The sequence below is a fragment of the Actinomycetota bacterium genome, from assembly GCA_005888325.1.
GTDB lineage: Bacteria > Actinomycetota > Acidimicrobiia > Acidimicrobiales > AC-14 > AC-14.
On the sequence record VAWU01000024.1, the window covers coordinates 1 to 25,396 of the forward strand.

Annotated in this window: 20 protein-coding genes and 3 tRNA genes; 15 read left to right on the forward strand and 8 right to left on the reverse strand. The window is 67.9% G+C overall.

Annotated features, from left to right (window positions below; all coding sequences use genetic code 11):
• From E6G06_08125 to E6G06_08145, 5 genes are all read left to right on the forward strand, one after another.
• A partial coding sequence (locus E6G06_08125; protein ID TML91766.1) for a VOC family protein occupies positions 1-320 on the forward strand: 320 nt, incomplete at its 5' end.
• A 175-nt stretch (positions 321-495) separates the two neighbouring features.
• A complete protein-coding gene (gene arr, locus E6G06_08130) occupies positions 496-930 on the forward strand; it encodes an NAD(+)--rifampin ADP-ribosyltransferase (GenBank protein TML91767.1) in 435 nt (144 codons plus the stop codon).
• Positions 931-1,104: 174 nt separating this feature from the next.
• The gene (locus E6G06_08135) at positions 1,105-2,172 is read left to right on the forward strand and encodes an MBL fold metallo-hydrolase (GenBank protein TML91768.1); all 1,068 of its coding nucleotides are present in this window, start codon (positions 1,105-1,107) and stop codon (positions 2,170-2,172) included.
• Between the two features lie 101 nt (positions 2,173-2,273).
• Entirely contained in the window at positions 2,274-2,873 is a 600-nt protein-coding gene (locus E6G06_08140; GenBank protein ID TML91769.1) for a dihydrofolate reductase, read from the forward strand.
• A 441-nt stretch (positions 2,874-3,314) separates the two neighbouring features.
• The gene (locus E6G06_08145) at positions 3,315-4,691 is read left to right on the forward strand and encodes an FAD-binding oxidoreductase (protein TML91770.1); all 1,377 of its coding nucleotides are present in this window, start codon (positions 3,315-3,317) and stop codon (positions 4,689-4,691) included.
• 507 nt (positions 4,692-5,198) lie between these two features.
• On the opposite strand, the gene E6G06_08150 is transcribed toward E6G06_08145, so the two are convergent.
• Complete coding sequence (locus E6G06_08150) at positions 5,199-6,419, reverse strand: NAD(P)/FAD-dependent oxidoreductase (GenBank protein ID TML91771.1); 1,221 nt, start codon at positions 6,417-6,419, stop codon at positions 5,199-5,201.
• 63 nt (positions 6,420-6,482) lie between these two features.
• On the opposite strand from E6G06_08150, the gene E6G06_08155 reads away from it, so the two are divergent.
• Positions 6,483-7,184: a TetR family transcriptional regulator gene (locus E6G06_08155; GenBank protein TML91772.1), complete on the forward strand. Its 702-nt coding sequence runs from the start codon at positions 6,483-6,485 to the stop codon at positions 7,182-7,184.
• 406 nt (positions 7,185-7,590) lie between these two features.
• On the opposite strand, the gene E6G06_08160 is transcribed toward E6G06_08155, so the two are convergent.
• The 3 genes from E6G06_08160 to E6G06_08170 form a co-directional block, all read right to left on the reverse strand.
• Positions 7,591-7,800: a DUF4177 domain-containing protein gene (locus tag E6G06_08160; GenBank protein ID TML91773.1), complete on the reverse strand. Its 210-nt coding sequence runs from the start codon at positions 7,798-7,800 to the stop codon at positions 7,591-7,593.
• A 120-nt stretch (positions 7,801-7,920) separates the two neighbouring features.
• A complete protein-coding gene (locus E6G06_08165) occupies positions 7,921-8,529 on the reverse strand; it encodes an ABC transporter permease (GenBank protein TML91774.1) in 609 nt (202 codons plus the stop codon).
• Positions 8,530-8,696: 167 nt separating this feature from the next.
• The gene (locus E6G06_08170) at positions 8,697-9,614 is read right to left on the reverse strand and encodes an ATP-binding cassette domain-containing protein (GenBank protein ID TML91775.1); all 918 of its coding nucleotides are present in this window, start codon (positions 9,612-9,614) and stop codon (positions 8,697-8,699) included.
• 56 nt (positions 9,615-9,670) lie between these two features.
• On the opposite strand from E6G06_08170, the gene E6G06_08175 reads away from it, so the two are divergent.
• Both E6G06_08175 and E6G06_08180 read left to right on the forward strand, forming a co-directional pair.
• Positions 9,671-11,005 (forward strand): sensor histidine kinase, encoded by a 1,335-nt coding sequence (locus E6G06_08175; protein TML91776.1) that lies wholly within the window; start codon positions 9,671-9,673, stop codon positions 11,003-11,005.
• Positions 10,999-11,652: a response regulator transcription factor gene (locus E6G06_08180; GenBank protein ID TML91777.1), complete on the forward strand. Its 654-nt coding sequence runs from the start codon at positions 10,999-11,001 to the stop codon at positions 11,650-11,652. Before E6G06_08175 ends, E6G06_08180 begins: the two co-directional genes overlap by 7 nt.
• 661 nt (positions 11,653-12,313) lie before the next feature.
• On the opposite strand, the gene E6G06_08185 is transcribed toward E6G06_08180, so the two are convergent.
• The 3 genes from E6G06_08185 to E6G06_08195 form a co-directional block, all read right to left on the reverse strand.
• On the reverse strand, positions 12,314-12,706 hold the full coding sequence (locus tag E6G06_08185; GenBank protein ID TML91778.1) for a hypothetical protein: 393 nt from the start codon (positions 12,704-12,706) through the stop codon (positions 12,314-12,316).
• Positions 12,707-13,246: 540 nt separating this feature from the next.
• Complete coding sequence (locus E6G06_08190; GenBank protein TML91779.1) at positions 13,247-16,729, reverse strand: LuxR family transcriptional regulator; 3,483 nt, start codon at positions 16,727-16,729, stop codon at positions 13,247-13,249.
• Between the two features lie 668 nt (positions 16,730-17,397).
• Positions 17,398-17,470, reverse strand: a tRNA-Arg gene (locus E6G06_08195).
• Positions 17,471-17,645: 175 nt separating this feature from the next.
• Between E6G06_08195 and E6G06_08200 the strand changes: the two genes are divergently transcribed.
• Entirely contained in the window at positions 17,646-18,629 is a 984-nt protein-coding gene (locus E6G06_08200) for a GlxA family transcriptional regulator (protein ID TML91780.1), read from the forward strand.
• Between the two features lie 14 nt (positions 18,630-18,643).
• Positions 18,644-19,300, forward strand: a complete 657-nt coding sequence (locus tag E6G06_08205; protein ID TML91781.1) for a DJ-1/PfpI family protein — start codon at positions 18,644-18,646, stop codon at positions 19,298-19,300.
• Between the two features lie 14 nt (positions 19,301-19,314).
• On the opposite strand, the gene E6G06_08210 is transcribed toward E6G06_08205, so the two are convergent.
• Positions 19,315-19,980 (reverse strand): hypothetical protein, encoded by a 666-nt coding sequence (locus tag E6G06_08210; GenBank protein TML91782.1) that lies wholly within the window; start codon positions 19,978-19,980, stop codon positions 19,315-19,317.
• Between the two features lie 200 nt (positions 19,981-20,180).
• Between E6G06_08210 and E6G06_08215 the strand changes: the two genes are divergently transcribed.
• From E6G06_08215 to E6G06_08235, 5 genes are all read left to right on the forward strand, one after another.
• Positions 20,181-21,551 carry an aspartate aminotransferase family protein gene (locus E6G06_08215; protein ID TML91783.1) on the forward strand — a complete coding sequence of 457 codons (1,371 nt, stop codon included), beginning with the start codon at positions 20,181-20,183 and terminating at the stop codon, positions 21,549-21,551.
• Positions 21,548-22,687, forward strand: a complete 1,140-nt coding sequence (ald, locus tag E6G06_08220; GenBank protein TML91784.1) for an alanine dehydrogenase — start codon at positions 21,548-21,550, stop codon at positions 22,685-22,687. The genes E6G06_08215 and ald overlap by 4 nt, the downstream gene beginning before the upstream one ends.
• Positions 22,688-22,758: 71 nt before the next feature.
• Positions 22,759-22,833, forward strand: a tRNA-His gene (locus E6G06_08225).
• 28 nt (positions 22,834-22,861) lie between these two features.
• Positions 22,862-22,936: transfer RNA gene (locus tag E6G06_08230), tRNA-Lys, on the forward strand.
• 569 nt (positions 22,937-23,505) lie between these two features.
• Positions 23,506-24,690: a response regulator gene (locus E6G06_08235; protein ID TML91785.1), complete on the forward strand. Its 1,185-nt coding sequence runs from the start codon at positions 23,506-23,508 to the stop codon at positions 24,688-24,690.
• The last annotated feature ends 706 nt before the right edge of the window (positions 24,691-25,396 follow it).

The window sequence follows — 25,396 nt, forward strand, 5'->3', positions numbered from 1 at the left end:
AGGATCTGTTCGGCTCGGACCCAATCCTTGACGAGGACACAGGTCCGTTCCAGCGCGTCGCTTGGCTTACCGGCGGCACAATCGTTGGCGTAACTCAGTTCCCTGACTTGGACAGCACTGAGCCGTTCAACGAGCGGCGGCCGGGGCTCGATCATCTGGCTTTCGGCTGTGCCAACCGCGATGAGCTAAAGGCATGGGAAATCCGTCTTAAGGAACTCGGCATCCCCAACGGTGGCATCGTGGACACGCCTTCCTACTCGGCATTGTCGTTTCGAGATCCCGACAACATCGCACTTGAGTTCTTCGCACCCCGGGGCTAAGACCGGCGAAGTATCCGACTGCTTATAGGCCGTCCCATACCGCCGACTCGTGGTCGACGAGGCGTGTGCTTGCCGAGCGGCACCTCGGCGACGGCCCTACTGGGTTCGCCGCAATCGAAAGTTTGGGAGCCGACGCCCAAATGCGTCTCGGGTTCGCGTTGGTAACGTCACCGTCGTGAGCGCCAAGCAGGAGCCGGTGCCCTTCGAGGTGTACGAGCCAGGCGTCTACCTGCACGGCACGAAGGCGGACCTCGCCGTGGGCGAGAAGCTTGTCTCGGGCCGCGAATCGAACTTCGAACACGGCCGCGCGATGAACTACGTAAATTTCACCGCGACTCTTGACGCTGCGACCTGGGGCGCCGAGCTCGCCTCTGGTGAAGGCCGCGGGCGGATCTACGTCGTCGAGCCGATGGCCGAGTTCGAAGACGACCCGAACCTAACTGACAAGAAGTTCCCTGGAAATCCGACGCACTCATTCCGTGCCCGCGAACCACTTCGTGTCGTAGGTGAGCTTGTCGACTGGGTCGGTCATTCGTCCGAGAAGCTGCAGGCCATGCGCGATGGCGTACAACGGGCATTGCGAGAAGGAACGGGACAGATCGAGGACTGAACGTCGGCGTTCCTGCGGTGTCAGCCCGAGTCGTCGTCCCCAAACGCCGGGTCCGTGGCACTCTCGCCGCCGAGCAGAGCGGCGCTTCTGGGATGCTCAGTCAGACGCGCTCGAGTGGTTCGCTAGGTGCGAGACTGCACCTGTGAGCGCACATCGGCCGAACCGGGGCGTGTGATGGGATCGGTTCCGGACGTGGCACCCGAGCTCGACGAGCTCCTCATCACGATCGTGGTCGACAACGCGACCGACGCCCTGTCGAGTATCGGCCCCGGGCTCCCTCAGCTTCCCGAGCTGGCCGCCATCTTCGAGAGCGTCGCACCGAGCCGGCAGCACGACGGCCACGACTGTGTCGCCACCTTCGATCACCTCTGCGTCGCCTGCCACGGCTTTTCCGCCGTCGCGACCGCGCGGCGGGGATCGCAGACCTCGACCGCGCTATTCGACGTCGGCCCCTACGGCGCCGTGTGGCTCGCCAACGCAGAACGACTCGGCGTCGATCTCGCGGCGATCGACGTGCTCTTCCTGTCGCACTGGCACTGGGATCACTCCGGTGGCATCCCCGCAGTCGTGGCCGCCGTGGCGGCCGCCCGGGCGGCTGCGGGTCGAGCGCCGCTCCTCGTCGACGTCCATCCCGACCGTCCCGACCAGCGCGGCATCCTCACGCCCCTTGGTGTCTTCGCGATGTTCGGGCCCGAACCCGCCCTCGAAGCGATCGAAACCGCCGGCGGTCGGATCGCCGCCCGTGGACAGGCGCACCCGGTCGCCGACCTGTTCCTCTCGAGCGGCGCCATTCCGCGTCAGACCAGCTACGAGACCGGCCTGCCGGGGCATCACACGTGGCGGGGGGAGGACGTGGTGCTCGACCCAGAGATCCGCGACGAGCGGTTCCTCACCGCCTGCGTGCGCGGACGGGGGACGACCGTGCTGTCGGCCTGCTCACATGCCGGCATCGTCAATGTCGGACTGGAGGCGCGCCGGCTCCTACCCGACCAGCCGATCGACACCCTCCTCGGCGGCTACCACCTCGCCGGAGCCGCCGTCGAGGATCGGATCGTTCCAACCGTCCGAGACCTCACTGAGCTCGTTGAACCGCGTGTGGTCGCCCCCGGCCACTGCACCGGCTGGCGAGCTGCAGGTGCGTTGGCGGCGGCGTTCGCCCCGACCCGGTACGCCCCCAGCGTCGTCGGCTCGCGCTATGTGCTCGAAGCCGCAGCCGCCGCTCACGATGTAGGAGGGAGGTAGGCAGGTGAGGAGGACGACGCCGGGGGTCGAACGACCAAGCGTCCCGAGCATACGGTGCAGCGTCACGACGAGGACCGGCGAGCCGAGGAGGTCTGAGGAGCATGCCCTTCGTCACGAGCCACATGTCCATCTCCCTCGATGGGTTCGTGGCTGGCCCCGACCAGAGCGAGGACAACCCGCTCGGCGTCGACGGAATCAAGTTGCACCACTGGCACCTCAACGATCCCAAGCACCAAGTCGACGAGGCGTTCACCGAGCGGCTACTCGGGCTCCGCGGGGCGTACATCATGGGCCGCAACATGTTCGGCCCAGTTCGCGGCGAGTGGGGCAACTCCGATTGGCGTGGCTGGTGGGGTCCCGAACCGCCGTACCACGCCCCAGTGTTCGTGCTGACCCACCACCCGCACGAGCCGATCGAGATGGAGGGCGGAACGACCTTCCACTTCGTCGACGGCTTTGACGCGGCCTTGGCCGCGGCGGCCAAAGAGGCCGGCGACCGCCCGGTCGACGTTGCGGGTGGGGCGAGCGCGGTCCGCCAAGCGTTGCAGGCCGGCTGCCTGGATGAGCTGGTGCTTGACATCGTCCCGGTGGTGATGGGACGCGGCGAGCGGATATTCGACGACGTGCCCGAACTGAACGCAGAACCGGTCGAGGTGGCCACCTCGCCGCTGGCTACCCACGTCGTCTACAGGATCACCTAACCGACTCAGTCGCGACCGAACGACGGCTCGGTATCCGGTGGGCGCGCGCGCCAGAACGACGGTGTCGGGGACCGTCTTCGCCGCACCAGATCCGGCGATCTGTGCGGCCGACGACTCATCTCGCTCGCGAACGCGAGAGATGGCGAACCGCGCCCGAACTGCCGCTACGCGCTCCCGGATCGGGCACTCGGTGCGCGCGTTCGACGCGCCTCCCATCAATGGCAACCGGGCACCGAAGTGGCGGTCTCGATGCGGGCGGTGGCGCCGTCGTTCTGTCGCATCGTTCAGTGTGCGTTCGCGGGCGAGGCTGGTGCGCCGAACGCCGATTCTGGCGGTAGTGACGGACTGATCCGGGCGTTGGCGTGCGAGGCCCCGTAGGGACATGATGGGGCTGTTGCGGTTGTCCGCTCGGCGGACAGCGCCGATAAAGGGAGGCAAAGCATGGGCGGTTCGGCAGTCGATGCGCTGCGCGCCAAGGTGCGCGGCGAGGTCATCGCTCCCCGGGATGCCGAGTACGACGAGGCGCGCAAGGTCTACAACGGCATGATCGACAAGCGGCCGGCGGCGGTCGTTCGGTGCACGGGCGCGGCCGACGCTGTCGCCGCTATCGCGGTGGCTCGCGATGAGGGGCTCGACTTGTCGGTACGGGGAGGGGGTCACAGCGCGCCGGGCTTTGGGACGAACGACGGCGGGATCGTCATCGACCTCAGCCCACTGCAGGAGGTGGTCGTGGACACGGCCGCTCAGACGGTGCGGGCCGGCGGTGGCTGCACCTGGAGGGTGTTCAACGAGGGGACCAACGCCTACGGCTTGGCCACCACCGGTGGGATCATCGGGTCGACCGGCATCGCGGGGCTGACGCTTGGTGGCGGCATCGGCTACCTGTCTCGCAAGTACGGGCTGTCGTGCGACAACCTCGTCTCGGCCGAGGTCGTCACCGCCGACGGGCAAGTTATCGTGGCCAGCGATAAGGAGTACGAGGATCTGTTCTGGGCTTTGCGCGGCGGTGGCGGAAACTTCGGGGTCGTCACGACGTTCGAGTACCGCCTGCACAAGGTTGCGGAGATCTACGGCGGACCGATCGCCTATCCCGTCGACCGCGCCGAGGACGTCCTGCGCTTCTATCGCCAGTACATCGCCGAGGCGCCGGAGGAGTTGGGAGGCTTCGTCGGATTCCACCTCGCGCCCCCGCTGCCGTTCCTGCCCGAGGAATGGCACTTCAAGAACGTGTGTCTCGCCGTTCTCTGCTGGGCGGGGCCGATCGAGGAGGGCGAGAAGCGAGTGCAGCCGTTCCTCGACGTGGTCAAGCCGGTGGGTGCGATGGTCGGTGTCATGCCCTACCCCGCGCTCAACGGCGCGTTCGACGAGCTGCTGCCGCCCGGCCTGCAGCACTACTGGAAGGCCAGCTTCGCCCGCGAGCTGAGCGACGGCGCGATCGCCGCCCACGTGAAGCATGGCGCCAAGGTGCCGTCCATCCAAAGCGCGGTGCACCTCTATCCGATCGACGGTGCCGTCCAACGTGTCGGTGCCGACGAGACCGCGTTCTCCTACCGCGACGTCGGCTTCTCGCCGGTGATCGCGGGGATGTGGGAGAACCCGGCCGACAACGCCGAGAACATTGCGTGGGTGCGTGGCTACTACGAGGCATTGCTGCCCTACTCGGCCGAGGGCGGCTACATCAATTTCATGGACGGCGACGATCAAGGTCGAATCCAGGACAACTACAAGGGCAACTACAACCGCCTCGCAAAGGTCAAGGCGAAGTACGACCCGGGCAACCTGTTCCATGTGAACCAGAACATCAAGCCAGCTAGCTAGCCCCCACAGATCCAGAAACCAGTGGGTTCGCTTCGGGTCGAACGCGCCGTGCTCGCCGTCGTTGCCGCGAATGCGGGCGCTCTACCCGATTCTTGATCACGCTCGCCCATGTCATCTCCGACTCATGGAATCTGGCGCGGGGCGGAAGGCCAAAACGACGGATCCGCGTTCGCAGGCAAGGTCGTACGACCGCGCCATAACGACGGCACTTCGCGGCCCTGAGAACGCTCCAGAGCCGGCGTTCTGTGCGTTCGGAATTCGTGAGCGCGAGAAACGAGCGACGAACCTGAGCGCGCCCGAGCTGCCGCTACGCGCTCCCGGATCGGGCAATACGCGCTCCTTGCGCCGGACGACACTCTCGTAACTGTCGTGCGCCAGAAGTACCGATCGGCGCTATCGAGAATTCACACGAGCGCGTCGTTCTGGCGCGTCGTTCGGTACGCGCTTGCCCGGGCGCGGAACGCCGAATCGGCGCGGTGGGGCTCGCCAACGGTTGCGGCTCCGGACTCACAGATCATCCGGTCGGAGTGGCCCCGGCGTTAGGTCACCACTGTCGTGACAAGAGGGCGTGAGTCGTCGTCGGCAGTGACCTGAGGCGGGCGGGCCGTGGGCGATGGCTCGGGCGACACGCCGTGAGGTCCTGCGCATCGCAGGCAACTCGCCGCTGTATGGAAGCCAGTATCCGTTGAAATAGAGCCTCGGCGCGCCAGCGTGAGTCCGATCGCCCATGACGGCCGGTCGCCCAGAAGGGAGAAGCACCCCGAGGTGACCGACGAGGCTCTCGAGGCCGTGGCGGTACCCGGTGGCCGCAATGACGACGTCAGGCTGAATTCGGCTCCCGCCGGTGAGAACGACGTCGGATCCGTCGAGAGCTTCCACCCCGGCGACGAGCGTCACCCGGCCGGCCTTGAGCGCGGGAACGAACCCCTTGTCGATCACGACCACCGCGCTGCCGTGGCGCAATTCAGTGCCGATACCCCACGCCGGCTTGTGCATTCCGTACCGCGCCAGATTGCCCCAGGCCACGCGCTGCATGACATAGCCCATGACGTCGACCATCGCCACAGGCATCGGCTCCGAAGCCCGAGCCAGCATCGTCAGCGGCACGCCGAGAAACGATTGCGGAAGAATGTTCACCGATCGCCGCATTGCCACGCGTACCCGGCCGGCACCACCCATGGAAAGTTGCGTCGCGATCTCGGTACCCGAGTTGCCCACGCCCACCACGAGCACGTCCTTGCCTCGGAACGGCTCAGAACTGTGAAATGCGTTGGCATGAATGAGCTCGCCGCTGAAGCTCGGTGAACCGGGCCAGTCGGGGAGGTAGGGGGCACGGTGACGGCCCGTCGCCACCACCACCGAGCGTGCGGTCAGTGATCCCGCCGAGGTAGTGAGGCGCCAGTCCTCACCGTGGCGCTCGATGCGGCGCACCTCGGTGCCCAAGCGGATATCGAGGCGGTGGCGAGCGGCCGCGTCCTCGAGGTGGGCAACGAAATCCTCCTTCGCCACCCAACGCCCCGCGGCTCGAGGCATCGGTTTGCCGGGCAGGCTCGACATCCGCCGCAAGGTGTTGAGCCGAAGCCCTTCGTAGCGTGAGCGCCAACTCGCTCCGACGGAGTCCGCGCTCTCCAACACCGCGACGTCAGCGACACCGCGCCTTGCCAGCGCGACCGCAACACCCAGCCCGGCCGCGCCGGCACCGACCACGGCAACCTCGACGTCAGCCATCCGTCCACCCCCGCCAGAGATTCAATAACACGATAATGCTTCTATCTATAATTCCGTTGTGGAATGCTGTCAACCGTGAGCCCGCGCGTGGCCGACCCCAACGTCCGCACCGCCCTCGTCGAGACCGCGGCTCGCCTGCTCGCTGAGCAGGAGGGTTTGACCATCCGCCGCCTCGCCCATGAGGTGGGCACCTCGACCATGGCCGTGTACACCCACTTTGGGAGCATGGAGGACCTGCGGCGGGCCGTACGGCTCGAGGGCTTCGCCCGCTTGGCCGCGCATCTCGATGCCGTAGAGCGCAGCCGTGACCCGGTGGCCGACTTATCCGCGCTGGGTTGGGCCTACTGCTTCAACGCTCTGGCGAACCCCAATCTGTACCGGGTGATGTTCCTCGAGGCTCCCATCGATGCTGAGGAAGCTGAATCGGGTGGGGCGACCTTCGCACCGGTGGTCGCCGCCGTTCAGCGCTGCATCGACGCTGGGCGCTTCACGTCTTGCGACGCGTGGTCGCTGGCCGTGCAGACCTGGACCATGGTCCACGGAATGGTCGGCGTCGTGCTGGCCGGCGTCTTCGGCCCGGATGAAATGCTCGGGCACCTCTCCACGATGACGGTCAGCTTGTACGTCGGCAATGGCGACAGCCGTGCCGCTGCGGTTCGTTCGTTGGCCCGTGCCAGACGACGAATGGAGCCCCACGCCCCAATCAAGCGATCGGATGGTGCCGCGGAGTTCGAGCGTCCGCGCATCCAGAACGCCGCGCCGTAACAACGCCATCACGCGTGGGCTAATCCGCTTCGAACGACGGTTACGCGCGCGCTCCACCTCTGTCGACGCCGCGCCAGAACGACGGACAACGACGCCACTCAACCGAGTTCATAGCTGGCGATCTGTGCGGCTAGCGGATCGTGGACGCGACAAGCGCGCGACGAACTTCGAGCGCGCCCGATCTGCCGCTCGGCGCTCCCGGATCGGGCAATCGGGCGCGCTCGCGACTGTGAGCACCTACCTGCCGTCGTAGCCGCTCCCACGTCCCGGCGTTCGGTGATACGGGAGCTGTGTCTTTGGGGACGCGCGTTATGCGGCAGGTCGCCGCTCGGCTACGCGCCGATCTGTTGCACTGCAACATGCGACGCCGCGATGGTTGAGTGGCGTCTCCCCGTTGGTGTCCGGCTCATGTCGCTGGGCCGGTGGTATGGAGGGGCCGCTCGAGGATGAGCACGATCTCGCTCTTCATGCTCTTCCAGAGGCTGGAGACCATGAATCCCTCCGCAAGCCGCCATCCATCCGCGGCGTGTGTATTGAGGGCTGCTTCAAGCTCGGTGGGGTCGAATGCGCCGGAGAAGGTCTTGTCGCGTTGGGTGTGGATCTTGTACTCGAGCATGGGGGATTCCTTTCGTTGAGCTCCGTGAGGGAGCGGGTTCACGTGACGTCCCGTTGAAGGACGAACCGGGTTCCGTCGGCGACCGACGCATCTCGATCAACCAGGCCCCGGTCGAGCCAGCTACCCGACGTCGCGACGTATCGTTCGAACGACACCGGCGGCGAGCGGGACCGCCACCCAGAAGAGGACCGAGACCGAGATCTGCGGCACGTGACCTCCCCAATTGTTCTCGAGCACCCAGTTGAACGTTGTGGACATATCGATCCAGTCAGCCACCAGCGTCGATGCGGTGCCGAGCAGCGCGAAGGCGGCGGGAAAGGCGAAGGAGGCGGCGATCGCAGTCGCCGAGCTCTGCAGCAGCGCCCCGAACGCCACGCCGGCGAGGACATTGAGGAGCACGAAGAGCAGGTAGCCGGTGGTGGCGCCGACGGTCAGGTTCGCCTCCAGGGGGCGGCCCGAGGCCGCCGCCAGCCCGAGCCCGGCGGCGGTGACCACCCCGCCGAAGACCGCGGCGCCGCCACCCAGCACCATCGACGCCGCCAGCTTGGCGTTCAGGACTCGGATGCGTCGCGGTTCCTGGGTGAACGTGGTCATGACGCTGCGTTGGCTCCATTCCCCGGTGAACATCAGGATCGCCACCACGGGCAGGAGGATCGTCACCGCGAGAGCGGCAACGCGGAGGTAGCTCGCGAAGGTCTGATCGAAGGTCGTTGGGGCGAGGACCGGCACCAGCATCATCCCAGCGGTCGACAGGGCTACAAGAGCGAGGAGCCAGCGGGCAGCGCGGGTATCGGTGGCCTTGGCCCACTCGACCCGGACAAGCCGTGAGAACCCGATAGGTCCTGGGGCCGACGGTGCCGCGTGGATGCCGAGGGTTCGGGGGGAGAGTGACGTGGTCATGCTGCAGCCTCCTGGGGCGGAGCCGCCTTGGCGGCGGTGAGAGAGAAGAACAGCTGTTCCAGCCCGTCTGTCTCGGACTGACGCAACTCGGTGAGCAGCACCTGGTGGTCGCGGGCGACGCCCGCCAGCACCTCGGTCGTGACCCGACCTCCGGAGACGTCCACGGTGAGCGCATCTCCCGGCCCGGCGACGTAGTCGATCCGCGCAACCTGGAGCGCCGCGGCAAGTGCACCGGGGTCGGGGCTGCGCACGAGGATCGTGGAGCTGGCAAGCAGATCGTCCAGCCGACCGGCGGCTACCACGGCACCGCGTGAGATGACGACGAGATGATCGGCGGTGGCCTGCACCTCGTGGAGCAGGTGACTCGACAGCAGCACCGTGCCGCCATGGTCGGCGAAGTCGCGGAGGAGCGTTCGCATCCAGGCGATGCCCTCGGGATCGAGCCCGTTCGCCGGTTCATCGAGGATCAGCGCCCCTGGTTCACCGACGAGGGCCTGGGCGACGCCGAGGCGTTGGCGCATGCCAAGGGAGTAGGTCCCGACCCGCTTCTCCGCGGCATCGGCGATCCCGACGAGGTCCAACAGGTGCTCGACCCGCCGCGGCTGCACGCCTGCCAGCCGCGCTGCGATCGTGAGCGTCGACCGGCCACTGCGCCCGGGATGCATCGCCGACGCGTCGAGCAGCGTCCCGACCACGCGCGTCGGGTTGGGCAACTCGCCGAACGGTCGGCCGTCGATGGTCGCCGTACCGCGATCGGGTCGCACCAGCCCGACGATCATCTTCAGCGTGGTGGACTTCCCGGCGCCGTTGGCCCCGAGGAAACCGGTGATGGTCCCGGGTTCGCAGCGCAACGAGACGTCGCGCACGACCGGCATTTTGTTGTAGCTCTTGGTGAGAGCGGTTGTCGTGATCATGTGGCCAGCCTGAACCGGCCGGTGCGCCGCCGCATCGGGCGGACGGCCACGATCCGATGTCCAAAGGGACGCCCGGCCGCGTCCGACTTCGCGCCGTTCGTTGGTTGCAATGTCGACTTTCGTCGATGTTGCACGGCCGCTCAGAGCCGTACGCTCGGGTCATGTCCTGGCTACGCAGATGGTGGGCCCAGACCGCCCCCACGGCGATACTGGCACCCAGCGACCCGGCCCGTCCCGACACTGAGGGGCCTAGGACAGCGCGCGACTGGTCGGCCGACGCCGGTGCCTTCGTCATCGCCGTCGCTCTCGGCGCCCTCATCCTGAGCGTCACCGTGGACGACACCGCCAATCGGATGACCCCGGGGCAGGTCGCCACCGACGCCGCGTTCGGAGCCCTCTGCTGTCTCTCCCTGTGGTGGCGGCGGCGCTGGCCGTTCGGGGTGGCGCTGGTTTGCGTCCTGTTGGGCGCCTTCTCGACGTTTGGCACGGTCGCCGGCCTGCTCGCACTGTCCTCGCTGGCTGTCCACCGCCATGTCCGGCCCGCCCTATTCATCGCCGCATTGTTCGTTCCGTCGGCCGTGGTGTGCTCGGTCTGGCTCGGGCGGACCGATACCTGGTCGGTGATGCTGCCGACGGCGGCGCTTGCGGCCGCCGCGACCGCATGGGGCATGTTCATCCGCGCCCGGCGTCAGCTCCTCTCCACCCTGCGCGACCGTGCCCAACGGGCCGAGGCCGATCAGCTCGTCCGCGCCGAACGTGCGCGCTTGGCCGAGCGGACCCGCATCGCGCGGGAGATGCACGACGTGCTCGCCCACCGCATCTCCCTGGTGGCGCTGCACGCCGGGGCGCTCGAGGTCGCACTCGACCTGCCTCCCGCCGAGGCTCGGGAGAGCGCAGCGCTGTTGCGGTTGACGGCCCACCAAGCGCTGGAAGAGCTGCGGGACGTGATCGGCGTGCTGCGGGAGGAGCCGGTGCAGGAGCGGCCGTCGACAGTGCCTCAACCGACGTTGGCTGACATTCCACGCTTGGTGGAGGAGACTCGCCGTTCCGGCGCAAAGGTCGACTTCGAGATGCGGGTGGACGGTGCAGCTGCCGCACCTGGCCCCTTGGGTCGTGACGCATATCGCATCGTGCAGGAAGCGCTGACCAACATCAGCAAGCACGCTCGCGGCACCCAGGCCCAGGTTCGCGTGGCGGGAGCGCCGAACCGCGGCCTGCACGTCAGCGTTCGGAACCCAGCCGCACTGGGCGCCCACGACCGTCCGGCGCTGCCGGGTTCCGGCACCGGCCTCCTTGGTCTGCAGGAGCGGGTGACCCTGGCCAATGGTGTCCTGGTGACCGGGCCGGATGCTTCCGGTGACTTCGTCGTCGACGCCGACCTGCCGTGGTGAAGGTCCGGGTGCTTCTGGCCGACGACGACGCGTTGGTGCGTGCCGGTCTCCGGATGATCCTGTCGTCGTCAGAGGGGCTGGAGGTGGTGGGCGAGGCTGCCGACGGCGCCGACGCCGTCGCGATGGCGCGGGCGCATCGACCCGATGTCGTCCTGATGGACATCCGGATGCCCGGGATGGACGGCATTGCCGCCACGTCGGTCCTACGCCGTCTTGCGACTCCGCCGCACGTGATCGTCCTGACCACATTCCAGGCCGACGAGCATGTCATGAGCGCGCTTCGGGCCGGCGCCGACGGGTTCCTGTTGAAGGACACAGCGCCCACGGAGATCGTCAACGCAGTGCGCCTCGTGGCTGCAGGAGAAGCGATGCTCTCACCGTCGGTCACCCGCACACTTCTCTCTCACCTCGGCAACGACGAAATGACAGATCGCCGTCGCTTCGCTGCCCAGCGCCTGGCGTCGCTCACGGACCGGGAGCGGGAGGTCGCGACTGCGGTGGGGTCCGGCGCATCCAACGCCGAGGTTGCCGCATCTCTGTTCATGAGCGAGGCCACCGTCAAAGCGCACGTCTCGCGTCTTCTCACCAAGCTCGCAGTCACGAACCGGGTGCACATCGCGATTCTCGTGCACGACGCGCAATCGTGACTTGACCGCCATCTCCCTGAGCGCCCTCCCAGGCGGGCTATCGGCCCGGTCCGACTGCAGCGCGAGGTCGGGCTCCGCGAGCTAGCGAAACCGGCCTCGGAAGGGTTCCGCTCGGAGTCTGCGATCGTGCGACGCTCGGGGCCCGCCACATAACGACGGGCGCGGCGCTCGTGGCGGTCGCGCATACCCGCGATCGCGCGGTGCGCCGACCGTCCGATAACCACGACGCCGGCGAGCGGCGGCAGCATCCTCAATGTGCCGTTGGAGGGCGCTCACGATCGCGAGCAAGCTTGACTCACAACGTCAGCTTGACGCGACCGAACTGCCGGTCTGCTCGCCTACCACCCGAGGTCGATGCCCATGTCATCGTCGATCTCGACCCTGACCAGCACTTACGCGGCGCCCCTAATCGGACGGCTTTCGAACCGACAATTCGGTCAAGCCGTCGTAGAGTTCCTCGATTATTTCACGGACTGTGAAGGAGCGGAAGGCTCCGACAACTCGGCGTAATCAGACGCTGGCGTCGGAGTCATGACGACCGGGCACAGATCCACCGGCTGGATGGCAGTATCCGACATGCCCGCATCGTCATCATCTAACGTCGCGCGAACCACGCCGAATGCCCCCGCACCGGCGCCAGCGCATAGCGGCAGTTCTGCACTTAGTCGCGTTGCACCGATAGCAGGAGCGGCTGGTCCCAGACCGACCCGAAATCCAGTGTCGCTATCTCGGCGGGCGTGACTGCCAGCGACCTGGCTGGCTTCTGCTCATCGCCCATCCAGCAGACCAGCAGCTGTGCGTTCCCGTTCGCAGTCGCATCCTCCAGCAACGATCGCAGGCCAGCCATCGAGGCGGAATGCCGCGCCGCCTCCTTCACGTCGTCTCCATCGTCCGCAAGGAACCCACAGCCGCACCCGGTGTGCGCGCCGATCTCGTAGAGGTGCGGCTTGGTCAACCTTCGCCGTACGACACGATTGCGCTTCAGGGGCGCCACGTTCAACGCCGGGTTCTTCTTGTCCCATGGGATCGACACCTGCGCATCGTCGGTGCCCAAGTAGATCGTCATACACACGGCGTACACATCTTGCCCGATGAATGCGAGCCGAGCGGCAGCTCGGGCGCGATGGTTCTCGGCGCGCGTGGGTCGGTAGGACGCGCGGCAATCCGCACAGATCGTCGGCTATGAGCGCGGCCGGCGAAGTGTCGTCGACGTTGAATATGGCGCGGGAGGACGACAAACGATCGGGCACCGAGCCGTCGATCTGGGGCGTCACGTTTGGTTGGCGGTCGTGCGACGAGTGAGCGAATCCCACCACCCTTAAGATCGGGCACTCGGGCGTGCTCGCGACAAGCAGAGCCGCGACTGCGATGGCTTCGATGGCAGCGATGTACCCGTCGTTTCGAGTGGCGCTCGCTCCGCAATCCTGGCGGGCGTTCTGCGCTAGACGACCGCGTGATTACCGGGCACATGAGAGTGATCCTCCCGACCCGCTCGACGCGACGACCGCTGCCTCGAGAGGCCGGGTCGATGGGCCATAGCCCAGGCCAAGCCACGATATGCGCTGCCGGACGGCTGTCGACAGTCGCCCGTTTCCTACGACGATGCGGGGTTCTCGCGGGCGGCGACCTTGGCGGCGAGTTCGGCACGAGTGGCGACACCGAGCTTGGTGAAGACGTGAGCGAGGTGCGTCTGGACCGTGCGCCTGGAGACGAACAGCCGCTCGCCTATCTGGGGGTTGGTCAGACCCTCGGCGACGAGGTCGGCGACGTGGAGCTCGGCCGGGGTCAGGCTGTCCCAACCGTGCGTGGGCCGTTTGCGCTGGCCGCGGCCGCGGCGGGCGTAGGCGATCGCGTCGTCGACAGACAGACCAGCACCCTCGTTCCACGCGTTCTCGAAAGCGTCGGTGCCGAGAGCATCTCTCACCATCGCCACATCAGCGTCGTGGGCGGCCTGCAGCACCGGAAAACGCGGAAAGCCGATCGAGCTCCGGAGGGCATCAGCGGCACCGAACAGGCGCGCAGCCTCGTCGAGGCGGTCATGATCAGCGATCGCCGGCACGAGCACGTCGAGGACCTCGCACGTCAATGTCGGCCAGGCGGTTCGGCAGGTGAGGTCCAGCGCGGCGTGCGCCAGGTCCTCAGCGCGGTGGCGGTCCCCCTCGAGTCGGGCGAGCGACGCCTGGACACCGAGTGCTCTGATCATCGCGAATACGACGTCGGTTTCCTCAGTGACGCGAAGCGCTTCGGCGGCAAACCGCTGAGCCTCTTCGGGGCGCGATTGCGCCATCGCAACGTGAGCGTGGTTGGCGCGGGCTATCGCGGCGCCCCCCGGCCACAGGACAAGGAAGAGCTCGTAGGATGCCTCGAGTTCGATCCCAGCAGCATCGAGATCACCTACAGCGAACGCCGTGAGTCCGCGGAGCAGTCGCATGACCGCTTCGCCCATCGGGCTGCGGTTGTCGAGCGCGGCGCGAAGCCCGCGCTCGCCAAGGTTGCCGGCCTCCGCGTAGCGACCACCGAACAGATTGTTGTGGGCCAGCAAGCAAGTGGACATGATCTCGGCGTAGTGGTCGCCGATCGCCCTCGCGAGCTCGATGGCCTCGTTCAGATGAGCGGCACCGGTCTGGAGCCGGCCCTCGTAGGTGTCGAGATAGCCGAGCACCAGGAGGCCGTAGCAGCGCGCGTGAGGGAGCTCGTCGGCACGCGCGAGCGTCAGGCTCTCGGTCAGCAACGGTCCAGATCGGCCCGCCTCCGTCGTGTCCACGTACGCCCACGCCAGCAATGCCAGGTTCAGCGCCTGGAACAAGCGGTCGCCGGTTGGGCGCAGGAGCGCGTCTGCCTCCTCGAAGTCGGCCCAACCCCGCGCGCGGTCGGCTTGGCCCCAGTACCGGACCCATCCGCGCCAATGGAGGGCGCGTCCGAGCGTGTGCGCATCTCCAAGGCGTCGCCCGGTGTCGACGGCCTCGTCGCCGTACCGTGCCGCCGCCTGCATATCGCCCGCGCGGTAACTGACAAGGCAGAGCGCGCTCAACGCCGCTGCTCGTGCTCGCTCGTCGGCGTGGACGTGTTCGAGGGTCGCCTCGAGGTACCCGCGGCCCATCGCGAGGTCGCTGCGGGCGAACCAGTACAGCGCGAGATACCCCACAAGCAGGAGGCCGCGGTCGCGCTCGGCCGAGTGGGTGCTCCAATCCAGCGCGGCGCGCAAATTGTCGATTTCTGTGTCGACGCGTGCGAGCGATGGGAGGAGCGCGGAGCCCTCCAGCCCGACGGCTGCCTGCTGGGCAAATGCCACGTAGAAATCGAGGTGCCGGTCGCGGGTCGCTTCCGCCTCGCTGGCGTCGGTGAGCTTGCGCCGCGCGTAATCGCGGATCGTCTCAAGCAGCCGGTATCTCGAGAGGCTGCTGGCTTCCTCGGTCGCTTGCACGAGAGACCGGTCGACGAGCCGGCCCAAGAGATCGAGCACCTCGCCAGAGGCGATCTCTCCGCCGGCGCAGACCGCCTCGGCTGCTTCCAGGGTGAAGGTGGAGGCGAACACTGCCAGGCGGCGGAAGACCGCTCGTTCCTCGGCATCGAGCAGGTCGTGGCTCCAGTCGACCGAGCTCTCGAGCGTGCGCTGACGGGGCAGCACAGAGCGACTTCCGCCGGTGAGCAGGTGGAACCGGTCAGCGAGGCCGTCGGCGATCTGGTCGACGCTCAGCATCCGCGTGCGGGCGGCCGCCAGCTCGATGGCGAGAGGAATGCCATCGAGACGAGTACAGATCTGTGCCACCGGACCGGTCGTCGCGTCGCTCAACGCGAAGTTCGACCGTGAGGCGCGGGCCCGGTCGACGAAGAGCAGTACGGCCTCGCTGTCCTCAATGGCGCCGTCTCGAGGAGTAGTGAGGGGCGGCACCGCCCATGTGGTTTCGCCGGAAATGCCGAGCAGCTCACGACTGGTCGCGAGCACGGTGACCGACGGGCAGTCTTGTAGGAGGCGCTTTGCCAGCCCGGCGCAGGCCTCGAGGAGGTGCTCGCAGTTGTCCAGCCCGACCAACGCGCGACGCGTCGCCAGATGCCGGACCAGGGTGTCGGTGATCGGTTCCAGGGGTGACTCGGGAACCCCGAGCACCGCTGCCAGAGCCGCCGGCACGAGCGACGGGTCCGCCAGCGGTGCCAGATCGAGCCACCAGATGGCGGCGTGCTCCTCCGACACGCCGGCGGCGATCGCCAAGGCGAGCCGGGTCTTCCCGGAGCCACCGGCGCCCGTGAGGGTGATGAGCCGGTGTTCACGCACCAGCGCGCTCACCTCCGCGATCTCGCGCTCTCGACCCACGAAGGACGTGAGCTGGACGGGGAGGTTGTTGGCGACCGCGTCGATCGAGCGCAGTGGCGGAAACGCGTCGATCAACTCGGGGTGACCTAGCTGCCAGACGTGTTCCGGTCGAGCCAGGTCTCGCAGGCGGTGGATTCCGAGATCGTGCACGCGCACGTCATCGGGCAGGCCATCGACGATGACTTCGTAGGCCGCCTGCGATACCAGGATCTGGCCGCCATGGCCGATCGCCCGCAGCCGGGCGCACCGGTTGAGCGCCCCGCCCTGGTAGGTGCCGTCAGGGTAGATCTCGGCCTCGCCTGTGTGAAGCGCGACTCGAATCCGCACGCTCGCGCCACCCGGCCACGCTTCGGCAGCCATGCGCTGCTGTAGCTCGAGCGCGTAGGCCGCGGCATTGGACGCCCGGGCGAACACCGACACCGAACTGTCACCCTCACCCTGTTCGACGGGAAGCGTGCCGTCGTGACGCCACGTCGCGTCGGCAATTAGCTCCTTCCGACGAACGAGCGCCTCTGAAGCCGCGGCCGGGTCGACTTCCCACAGCCGGGAGGAACCCTCCACGTCGGTCATAACGAATGTGAGTGTCCCCGCGGGTAGCGATCGCGGCGACGGTCCCGTCGCCCTCTCAACGAGTTCACGCTGCGTCTCGGCCATCTCGCCCCCGGGGCATGTCAGAGCTAGCTCCATCCTCGCGCCCATTTCCGAGCGAACATCCGCCAGATGGCGGATGAGCCGGCGGTTGCGACCGTCGACACTCATGGGCATGCGCGAGCTGACGCTGCGGGTGACTGACGTGACGGGCAAGGACTTTCAGGTGCATCTCGCTCGATCCTCATGCCTTGACGGGAGCCGACAACCCCGGAAAGTGCGACCGCCGGGGCTGCCTGACCGCGTCAGCCGCGCTGGCGATGATCGTCAGCACGTCGCGCCAGCGCACAACGACGCCCAGCGCCGTGATTTGGGGCGCTTCGGGTCGTACCGGAAGGTGCCGATACATCGCGGTCGCGGCGGTACGCACCTCGACCATATGACGGCCGACGTCCGGGCACGGGAGCAGCAGATCCGCGCGGCCCGTCGCGACGCGCCCCGTATCTCCGCAGCCGCACAAATTTGGCGTTCGGCGCACCAGCCTCGGCCCGCGAGGGCGCACCGAACCGCGCCACAGAACGACAGGAGCCCGAGACGACGCAGGCACGCCGAACGGCATTTCCGCACTCCGTTGTCGTTGACTTCTAGCGCGCCGCGCGCAGCGCCCGATTGCCCGGTCTGCGCTCGCTCTCGCGCCTCGAGATCGGCCCGAGCTGCGACTCCCGACGACCTCACGTCGCTGGCTTGATCAGTCGCGGTTCGAATATGCGCGATCAGGCCGGCGAGCGATCGGACATGAATAAGGCCGCCCCACCAGGTGGAACGGCCAAGAATCGGCTAGCGAGCGCCCCCGGCAGGACTCGAACCTGCGACCCGCTGCTTAGAAGGCAGCCGCTCTGTCCACTGAGCTACAGGGGCTCGACTCGTGCCCTGACCTCGCGAGTCCGCTCGGGGAGTCAGAGCAACGACTCAGTGTAGGGAGGTCCGGCCGAGCGGGCGACGGCGTGCGGTGATCGCCGCGTGCTCGCACGGTGGCAGGAATAGTCAGGAAGTTGTCATTGCCGCCAAGGTCCCGCTCGCCGACAATGAGGCCGTGCCGCGTTCCGAGCGCCTCGTCGTGGTGGTCGCCTTCGACCACTTCCAGCTGCTCGACCTGTCGGGACCGGTGGAGGTGCTGCGGAGCGCGACGCTCCTGGGCGCCGACCCGCCCTATCGCACCCTGATCGCCACGCCGAAGGGCCGGCGGGCGCGCTCAGAGAGCGGTGTTGCGGTCGACGCCGACGTATCTCTCGCCAAGCTCGCCCGGGGCCGCAGACGGATCGACACGCTCCTAGTGGTCGGTGGCGTCGGCTCCCGCCCGGTCACGCGCGACGAGGTGTTCCTGCGCGATCTCGCTAGCGTCGCGAGGCGCGCCCGGCGCGTCACATCGGTCTGCACCGGCGCGTTGCTCCTCGCGGCCGCGGGGTTGCTCGACGGGTACGAGGCGACGACGCACTGGGCCTCGTGCAGCGCGTTGGCCGACGCTCATCCGCGGGTGCGAGTGCGTGCCGACCGCATCTACGTGCGGGACCGTGACCGTTGGACCTCGGCGGGCGTCACCGCGGGCATCGACCTGTTCCTCGCCGTCGTGGAGCAGGATCACGGCGCCGAGCTCGCCCATGCGGTCGCGGGATGGCTCGTGGTGTTCGTGCGGCGGCCCGGAGGCCAGTCGCAGTTCAGCGCCCAGTTGCGCGCCGAGCCTGCGACCACGCCGTCGATCGCCGAGCTGCAGCGCTGGCTCCCCGACCACCTGGGCGAGGACCTCGGCGTGGAGGCGCTGGCGACGCATGTCGGCATGAGCCCGCGAACCTTTGCGCGCGTGTTCCGGCGCGAGACCGGGACGACACCCGCGGCGTTCGTCGAGGATCTGCGCGTCGAGACCGCCCGCCGCCTGCTCGAGACGACCGACCTCACCGTCTCGGCCGTTGCCCATCGCGTGGGGATGAAGCACGCGGAGACGCTCCACCGTGCCTTCGGGCGTCGAGTGGGCACCACACCCGATCGCTACCGCCAGCACTTCGCTCGGCGGGCCGGCTGAAGGAGAAACGCACAATGCAGATCGCAATCGGCCTCTACCCGGGGTTCACGGCCCTCGACGCGATCGGTCCCTATCAGGTCTTCACCAACCTTCCTGGCGCGGAAGTCGTGCTCTGCGCAGAGCGACGGGGCGCCCTCGATGACGACAACGGGCTGCTGCACCTCGAGATCGACCACACCTTCGACGACGTCTCCACGCCCGACATCTTGCTCGTGCCGGGCGGCCTCGTCACCCGCCGCATCGCCAAGGAGCGAGGCCCCATCGTCGACTGGATCCGCACCGCCCACGCCACCACGACGTACACGACCTCGGTCTGCACAGGCGCGCTGCTGCTGGGTGCGGCCGGCGTGCTCGACGGGCTGCGCGCCACGACGCACTGGATCGCGTACGAACAGTTGCGCGCCTACGGAGCACAACCCACCGAGCAGCGGGTCGTCGTCGAGGGCAAGGTCGTCACGGCCGCCGGCGTGTCGGCGGGCATCGATCTCGCTCTCACATTGGTGGGTGTGACCCACGGTGTCGAGACCGCGCAGGCCATCCAGCTCGGCATCGAGTACGACCCCCAACCCCCGTACGACGCGGGTGCGCCGTCGAAGGCACCCCCTGCCATCCGAGAGCTGGTCACCGGGGTAATGGGCGCGGCCGAAGCCCGCCTGCTCGCGACGGAGTGAATCTCGCGCTCGCGTCAGATCACGGCACAGGCAGCGGCGCGACCGTGCAGCTTCGCCCCCACTCCCCCGCCCGACTTGTCAGCCGCGATGTCGCTTCTGACGAAGATCGTCGGCAGCACTGCCATGGTGTGGGCGCGGCGTATCCGGTAACCCGCCTCGAGCACCTCGTGCACGGCGAAGCCCGGCGTCCACCGACCGTTGAACCGATTCCTCACCACGACGACGGTGCCGGGCTCGAGGTCGCGCGTCGCACTCCGGTTCAAGACTTCCTGGATGAGCTGGACGAGGGGCCGGCGGGGAGACCTCGGCTCGCGCGGCGTGACGCGAGGCGGGCCGGGCGCGGCGCGAGGGGGTGGAGGCGGTGGCGTCGGCGCGGGACTACCTCTCGGAAGCGCCTTCGGAGTGGAGGGATTGCGCACGCGACCGTTCGTGTAGGTGGCACTCATGCGCATGCGAGGTGGGAGGGACCGGTGGGTCGCGTCGGACCCGCACACGGGCACGGGGAGGACCGCTGACGCCGGTTCGGTCGTGGTGGGGATCTCGGGTATCACCGCGGGGACGTCCCAGACCGGACCCGAGCGGCGCCACGACGACGAGGCCGCGCCGCCGTGACCGGCGTGACCGGCGCTGTGCCCGGACTGGTGGATCTCGCCGCACTGGCTGCACGCGACCGCGACCATGACGACAAGCCCCTCACAGCGCGGACAACCGCGAGCCTCGTCCGGCATTTCGCCAACGAACGGTACGCCTACCTGCATCCCGGGACGCGGACCATCGTCCCCGGGCGCTTCGGCTGCGATCTCCTTCGTCTGAGGTACGTTGGACGGTTGAAACGAGGAGCCGATGCGCACCGACCCTTGGTCCTCGACGAGGCGGCCCACTGAGCGAGAACCGCGACCTCCAGGCACTGGCACGCAAGCACCTCTGGATGCACTTCACCCGCCTCGGGGCGTACGCGACCGAGGAGCTCCCGATCATCTCGCGGGGCGAGGGGTGCTACGTCTGGGATGACAAGGGGCGGCGTTACCTCGACGGCCTGTCCGGCCTGTTCGTGGTGGCCGCGGGACACGGCCGCAAAGAGCTGGCCGAGGCCGCCGCCTGGCAGGCGGAGCAGCTCGCGTACTTCCCCATCTGGAACTACGCGCACCCACCCGCGCTCGAGCTGGCCGAGCGCCTCGCCGGGCTGGCGCCGGGCGACGTCAATCGCATCTTCTTCACGACGAGCGGCTCCGAAGCCGTGGAGTCGGCATGGAAGCTGGCCCGTCAGTACTTCCGGGCCGTCGGCCAGCCGCACCGCACCAAGGTCATCGCCCGCAACGTGGCGTACCACGGCACGACGATGGGCGCCCTCGCCATCAACGGTGTCGCCGGGATCCGCACTCCGTTCGAGCCCCTGACGCCGGGCGCGTTTCACGTGCCGAACACCGATCGCTACCGGTGTCGCACGTGCGCGGCGGCCCCCGCGTGCACGCTCGCATGTGCCGACGCCATCGAGGACGTCATCGAGTTCGAGGGGCCGGACACCATCGCCTCCGTCTACCTCGAGCCGGTGCAGAACGGTGGCGGGGCGATTCCGCCGCCCGGGGGCTACTTCGCGCGGGCGCGTGAGATCTGCAACCGCTACGGAGTGCTGCTCGTGTCCGACGAGGTGATCTGCGCGTTCGGGCGCCTCGGCTACTGGTTCGGGTGCGAGCGCTACGACTACCTCCCCGACATCATCACCACGGCCAAGGCCCTGACGAGCGGCTACTCCCCGCTCGGAGCGATGCTCACGCGCGACTTCCTGGTCGAGCCGTTCCTCGAGGGCAACCAGTCGTTCTCGCACGGCGTCACCTTTGGCGGCCATCCCGTCAGCTGCGCAGTCGCCATGGCGAACCTCGACATCTTCGAGCGGGAGAACCTGCTCGCCAACGTGCGCGATCACGAGGACGAGTTCCGGCTGCGACTCGAGTCGTTGCTCGACCTGCCGATCGTCGGCGACGTACGCGGGGCGGGTTATTTCTGGGCCATCGAGCTCGTGAAGGATAAGGAGACGAAGGAGACCTTCGTCGGCAAGGAGCGCGAGGCGCTCCTGCGCGGGTTCCTCGCCCCCCGGCTCTTCGAGGCCGGCCTGATCTGCCGGGTCGACGACCGCGGCGACCCCGTGATCCAGCTGTCGCCGCCACTGATCGCGGGCTCCGAGGAGCTCGCCGAGATCGAGACCGTCTTGCGCACCGTCCTCGTCGAAGCCTGGAAGCGGGTCCAGTCGTGAGCGACCGGGCCCCGACCAGGGCGTCGGTCGTGGGTATCCCCCGCGAGCTGAAGGACGGCGAGCTCCGCGTCGCGGTCACGCCCGACGGGGTGCGCGAGCTGGTGGCCCATGGTCATCGCGTGCTCGTGGAGCACGCCGCGGGCGTCGGGTCGTCGATCACCGACGACGAGCTCGAGGCGGCCGGGGCCGAGCTGGTCTCGGTCGACGACGTGTGGGCGGCCGACCTGGTCGTAAAGGTGAAGGAACCGCAGCCCGAGGAGTTTCACCGGCTGCGACCCGATCTCGTCCTCTTCACCTACCTGCACCTGGCCGCGTACCCCGAGGTCGCGGCCGCGCTGCTCGAGGCGAAGACGACCGCGCTCGCCTACGAGACGGTTCAGCTCGAGAACGGCGCGCTGCCGCTGCTCGCACCGATGAGCGAGGTCGCGGGCCGCATGGCGACCCAGATCGGCGCGCACTATCTCGAGGCGGAGAGCGGGGGGCGCGGCGTGCTGCTCGGCGGAGCACCGGGTGTGCGGCCGGCCCGCTGTGTCGTGATCGGCGCCGGCAACGTCGGGTGGAACTCGGCGTGGATCGCCCAGGGAATGGAGGCCGAGGTATGGCTTCTCGACAAGAGCATCGATCGGCTGCGTTGGGTCGACCAGATCCACCAGGGCCGCATCATGACGCTCGCGTCGAACCGCGGCGCCGTCGAGCGCGCGGTCGCCGAGGCCGACCTCGTCATCGGGGCCGTGCTCGTTCCCGGAGGTCGGGCTCCGACGGTCGTCACCACCGACATGGTCCGTGGGATGCGCGCGGGCTCGGTGATCGTCGACATCGCGGTCGACCAGGGTGGCTGCATCGAGACCACACACGAGACGACCCACGCCGACCCCGTGTACGAGCAGTTCGGGGTGATCCACTACGCGGTCGGCAACGTGCCGGGTGCGGTGCCGCACACGTCGACCTATGCCCTCACCAACGCAACCCTGCCGTACATCGCGGCGGTGGCCGACCACGGTGTCCGCAAGGCGCTCGACCACGACCCCTCCCTGCTTGGGGGAGTGACGACGGTCGGCGGAGCGGTGACCAACGCCGCCGTCGCCGAGGCGCTGGGGCACGAGGCCGCCGACCCGCTGGCATCCCTGACCCGGTAGCGCCGGCCGCGGCGACCTGCGCCCCGACCCCTGGTGGCCTCGCCCAGGTGTGCCATTCTGTTCGCCACGCGGTGGCCGTAGCTCAGTTTGGTTAGAGCGCCAGGTTGTGGCCCTGGAGGTCGGGGGTTCAAGTCCCCTCGGTCACCCTCATCCCGCCGTCTACCATCCTCCCACGCGCCTCTAGCTCAATGGCAGAGCAACGGACTCTTAATCCGCAGGTTCAGGGTTCGAATCCCTGGGGGCGCACAAATGTGCTGGTCAGAGCGGTGGCAACGCGTGCATCAGGTAGACCGCGGAGACAACGACCGCAGTACACCTTCCGGTATACCTCGTCGGTATACCCGCCCGCGGTGGCCGGCTCACCGAACGACTCGACGCCAAGGTCCATCGGTCGGGTGTCTTCACGTTCAAGTTGAAGGGCGGCGTCGTCATGGCGCGTCGTGTCGCATTGGAGCTCGCGAACGGCGAGATAACTGATGGCGCCAGAGTGCTCGCCTGCGCGGAAGAACCGGATCGCGTTCGCAGCGAGCACCTCGCCCTTTCGGTTGCCCTCGGATCAAGCACCTCCCTCGCTCACGCGGCAACCTCCAGACCGCGGGTAGCCCCCGGATCAGTCGACCCTTCGCGCGTCACCGACAGCGCGGCTGGCGACGGTCGCCTTGAAGCGAACGACCGAGGGGCGACAAGGACACGCCCTCGCCGTCGGTCGCCGTCCGCCGACGTCCCGGTCCGGCGGTCACACCCTCGTGGGACAATAGGGATGTCCCCTACCAACTCGGGCTATAACCCCGAACCCCCCACCCAAGAGGGAGCACCACGTGAACCCCGCCGAGCCGTCTGCCCACCCGGTCGCTGTCGTGGACGACGACCCCAAGCTGCGCACTCGCCTGGGAATGCAGCTGGGGACGGGGGTGGAGGTGGTCTCGTTCCCCTCCATCGAGGCCATGGAGGAAAAGTTCTCCAGCGGCAGCCCGCTCGTGGTGTTGTTCGGCCCCTCCTTCGCCGACCCGACGGGGTTGAAAGGCGTGGAGGCGCTGAGCTACCGGCGCCCTGACATCGGCGCGCTCCTCGTCGTGGAGATGCTGAGCACCGAGATGCTCCGGATGGCCCTGCGGGCGGGGGTGCGCGACGTCATCGAGCTGCCGGCCGAGAGCTCGCAACTGTTGGAGGCCATCGAGCGGGTGGCCGTGACGATCCGTGTGCTGCCCCGCACTCCGGAGGCGACGTTGCCGGCAGAGCGCCCCGCCGAGCTCGGCGCGGTGATCACCGTGTTCTCCGCCAAGGGAGGCGTCGGCAAGTCCGTCATCGCGTCCAACCTCGCCGTCGCGCTTGCCCGCAACGCCTCGGGTCCAGTCGTGCTCGTCGATGCCGACCTCAAGTTCGGCGCGGTGGCGGTGATGCTCAAGCTCACCCCGCAGTACACGGTGCTCGACGTGGTGGCCGCCATGCAGCGCCTGGACGCGGAGCTGCTGCAGCGCCTGCTCTTGCGCCACGAGCCCAGCGGCCTCCTGGTCTTGCCCGCGCCGGTCGAGCCCGCCTTCGCCGACCAGGTGAGCGCGTCGGACATGGTGAAGATCGTCAAGCTGCTTCAGACCTTCTGCCAATACATCGTCATCGACACTCCGGGCGACGACAACGACGTCGTCCGCGCCCTGCTGGAGGAGGCCGACGACATCTTGCTCATCGCGGGCATGGACCTTCCCCACATCAAGAACGTGAAGGTCGGCCTCCGTGCCCTGCAAGAGGCCAACATTCCCCTGAGCAAGGTCAAGCTGGTGGTGAACCGGGCCAACTCCAAGGTGGGGTTCGACGTGGGCGAGGTCGAGCGCACGCTGCAGATGAAGGCGGACTGCCCGGTGCCGAGCGACATCGTCGTCCCGCAGTCGGTGAACAAGGGCCTGCCCGCCGTACTCGGCGCGCCGCGCTCGGGCGTGGCAAAGAGCATGGAGCGCCTCGCCGAGCTCTTCCTCGCCGGTAGCCGGTCCAGCCGCGACGAGCGCTGACTCAGTGGGCGGCGATTACGCGGAGAGTTGATTCACGGTCATGGGGACGCAGGGACTATGGAAGCCTGTGACACTGCGCAACAAAGGTGTAGGCGACGTGAATCGTGCCTTCACCCTCCACGTCCACTGCCGAAAGGACCGCGTCAAGGCTTGTCCCTGGCCGTGGATGTGCGCGGGGTGCTCGGTGCTGCAACGTATGCTCAGAAACCTGACGCTCGCGCCACCAGCGCGTCGTCTCGGTGGCACGCGAAGCCCTCCGCCTCCATCACTGCCATCAGCTCCTCGACCCGCCCCGTGTCGAGCTGCAGAAAGTCTCCGTTGAACACCGACGCATCCACCCGGCCGAACTTCCGCGCCTGTTCGGGCATCCAGCCGAGCATCGTCTGCTTCGGCCACTCCGGCCAGTCTCCGTCGGCGTACCCCGGCACGGCGTCGGCGTCGAACGCCTCATCGGCCGCCGGATCACCCTCGAGCTCGTCACTGCATTGCTCGAGAAGTTCGCGGAACAAATGAGCCGGGAGCTGCCGGCGCACCTCTCCCCAGGTTGCAGCGGAACGAAGCGTGTCCTGGAGGGCGGCCAAACGCTCCGCCTTGGTGCGAGGGATGAGGACGAGATCTCCTCCTGCCATTCCGTACACGATCTCGTCATTGATGCGCTCAGCCACGGATGCTCCTTCGTATCGGTGCTGGATCCGAGAAAACCATC

What these genes read in the sequence shown, in the direction of transcription:
- E6G06_08135 (TML91768.1), top strand. Translation starts at nt 1,105, where the DNA reads ATGGGATCGGTTCCGGACGTGGCACCCGAGCTCGACGAGCTCCTCATC.
- E6G06_08140 (TML91769.1), top strand. Translation starts at nt 2,274, where the DNA reads ATGCCCTTCGTCACGAGCCACATGTCCATCTCCCTCGATGGGTTCGTG.
- E6G06_08145 (TML91770.1), top strand. Translation starts at nt 3,315, where the DNA reads ATGGGCGGTTCGGCAGTCGATGCGCTGCGCGCCAAGGTGCGCGGCGAG.
- E6G06_08150 (TML91771.1), bottom strand. Translation starts at nt 6,419, where the DNA reads ATGGCTGACGTCGAGGTTGCCGTGGTCGGTGCCGGCGCGGCCGGGCTG.
- E6G06_08155 (TML91772.1), top strand. Translation starts at nt 6,483, where the DNA reads ATGCTGTCAACCGTGAGCCCGCGCGTGGCCGACCCCAACGTCCGCACC.
- E6G06_08160 (TML91773.1), bottom strand. Translation starts at nt 7,800, where the DNA reads ATGCTCGAGTACAAGATCCACACCCAACGCGACAAGACCTTCTCCGGC.
- E6G06_08170 (TML91775.1), bottom strand. Translation starts at nt 9,614, where the DNA reads ATGATCACGACAACCGCTCTCACCAAGAGCTACAACAAAATGCCGGTC.
- E6G06_08175 (TML91776.1), top strand. Translation starts at nt 9,671, where the DNA reads ATGTCCAAAGGGACGCCCGGCCGCGTCCGACTTCGCGCCGTTCGTTGG.
- E6G06_08190 (TML91779.1), bottom strand. Translation starts at nt 16,729, where the DNA reads ATGCCCATGAGTGTCGACGGTCGCAACCGCCGGCTCATCCGCCATCTG.
- E6G06_08205 (TML91781.1), top strand. Translation starts at nt 18,644, where the DNA reads ATGCAGATCGCAATCGGCCTCTACCCGGGGTTCACGGCCCTCGACGCG.
- E6G06_08210 (TML91782.1), bottom strand. Translation starts at nt 19,980, where the DNA reads ATGGTCGCGGTCGCGTGCAGCCAGTGCGGCGAGATCCACCAGTCCGGG.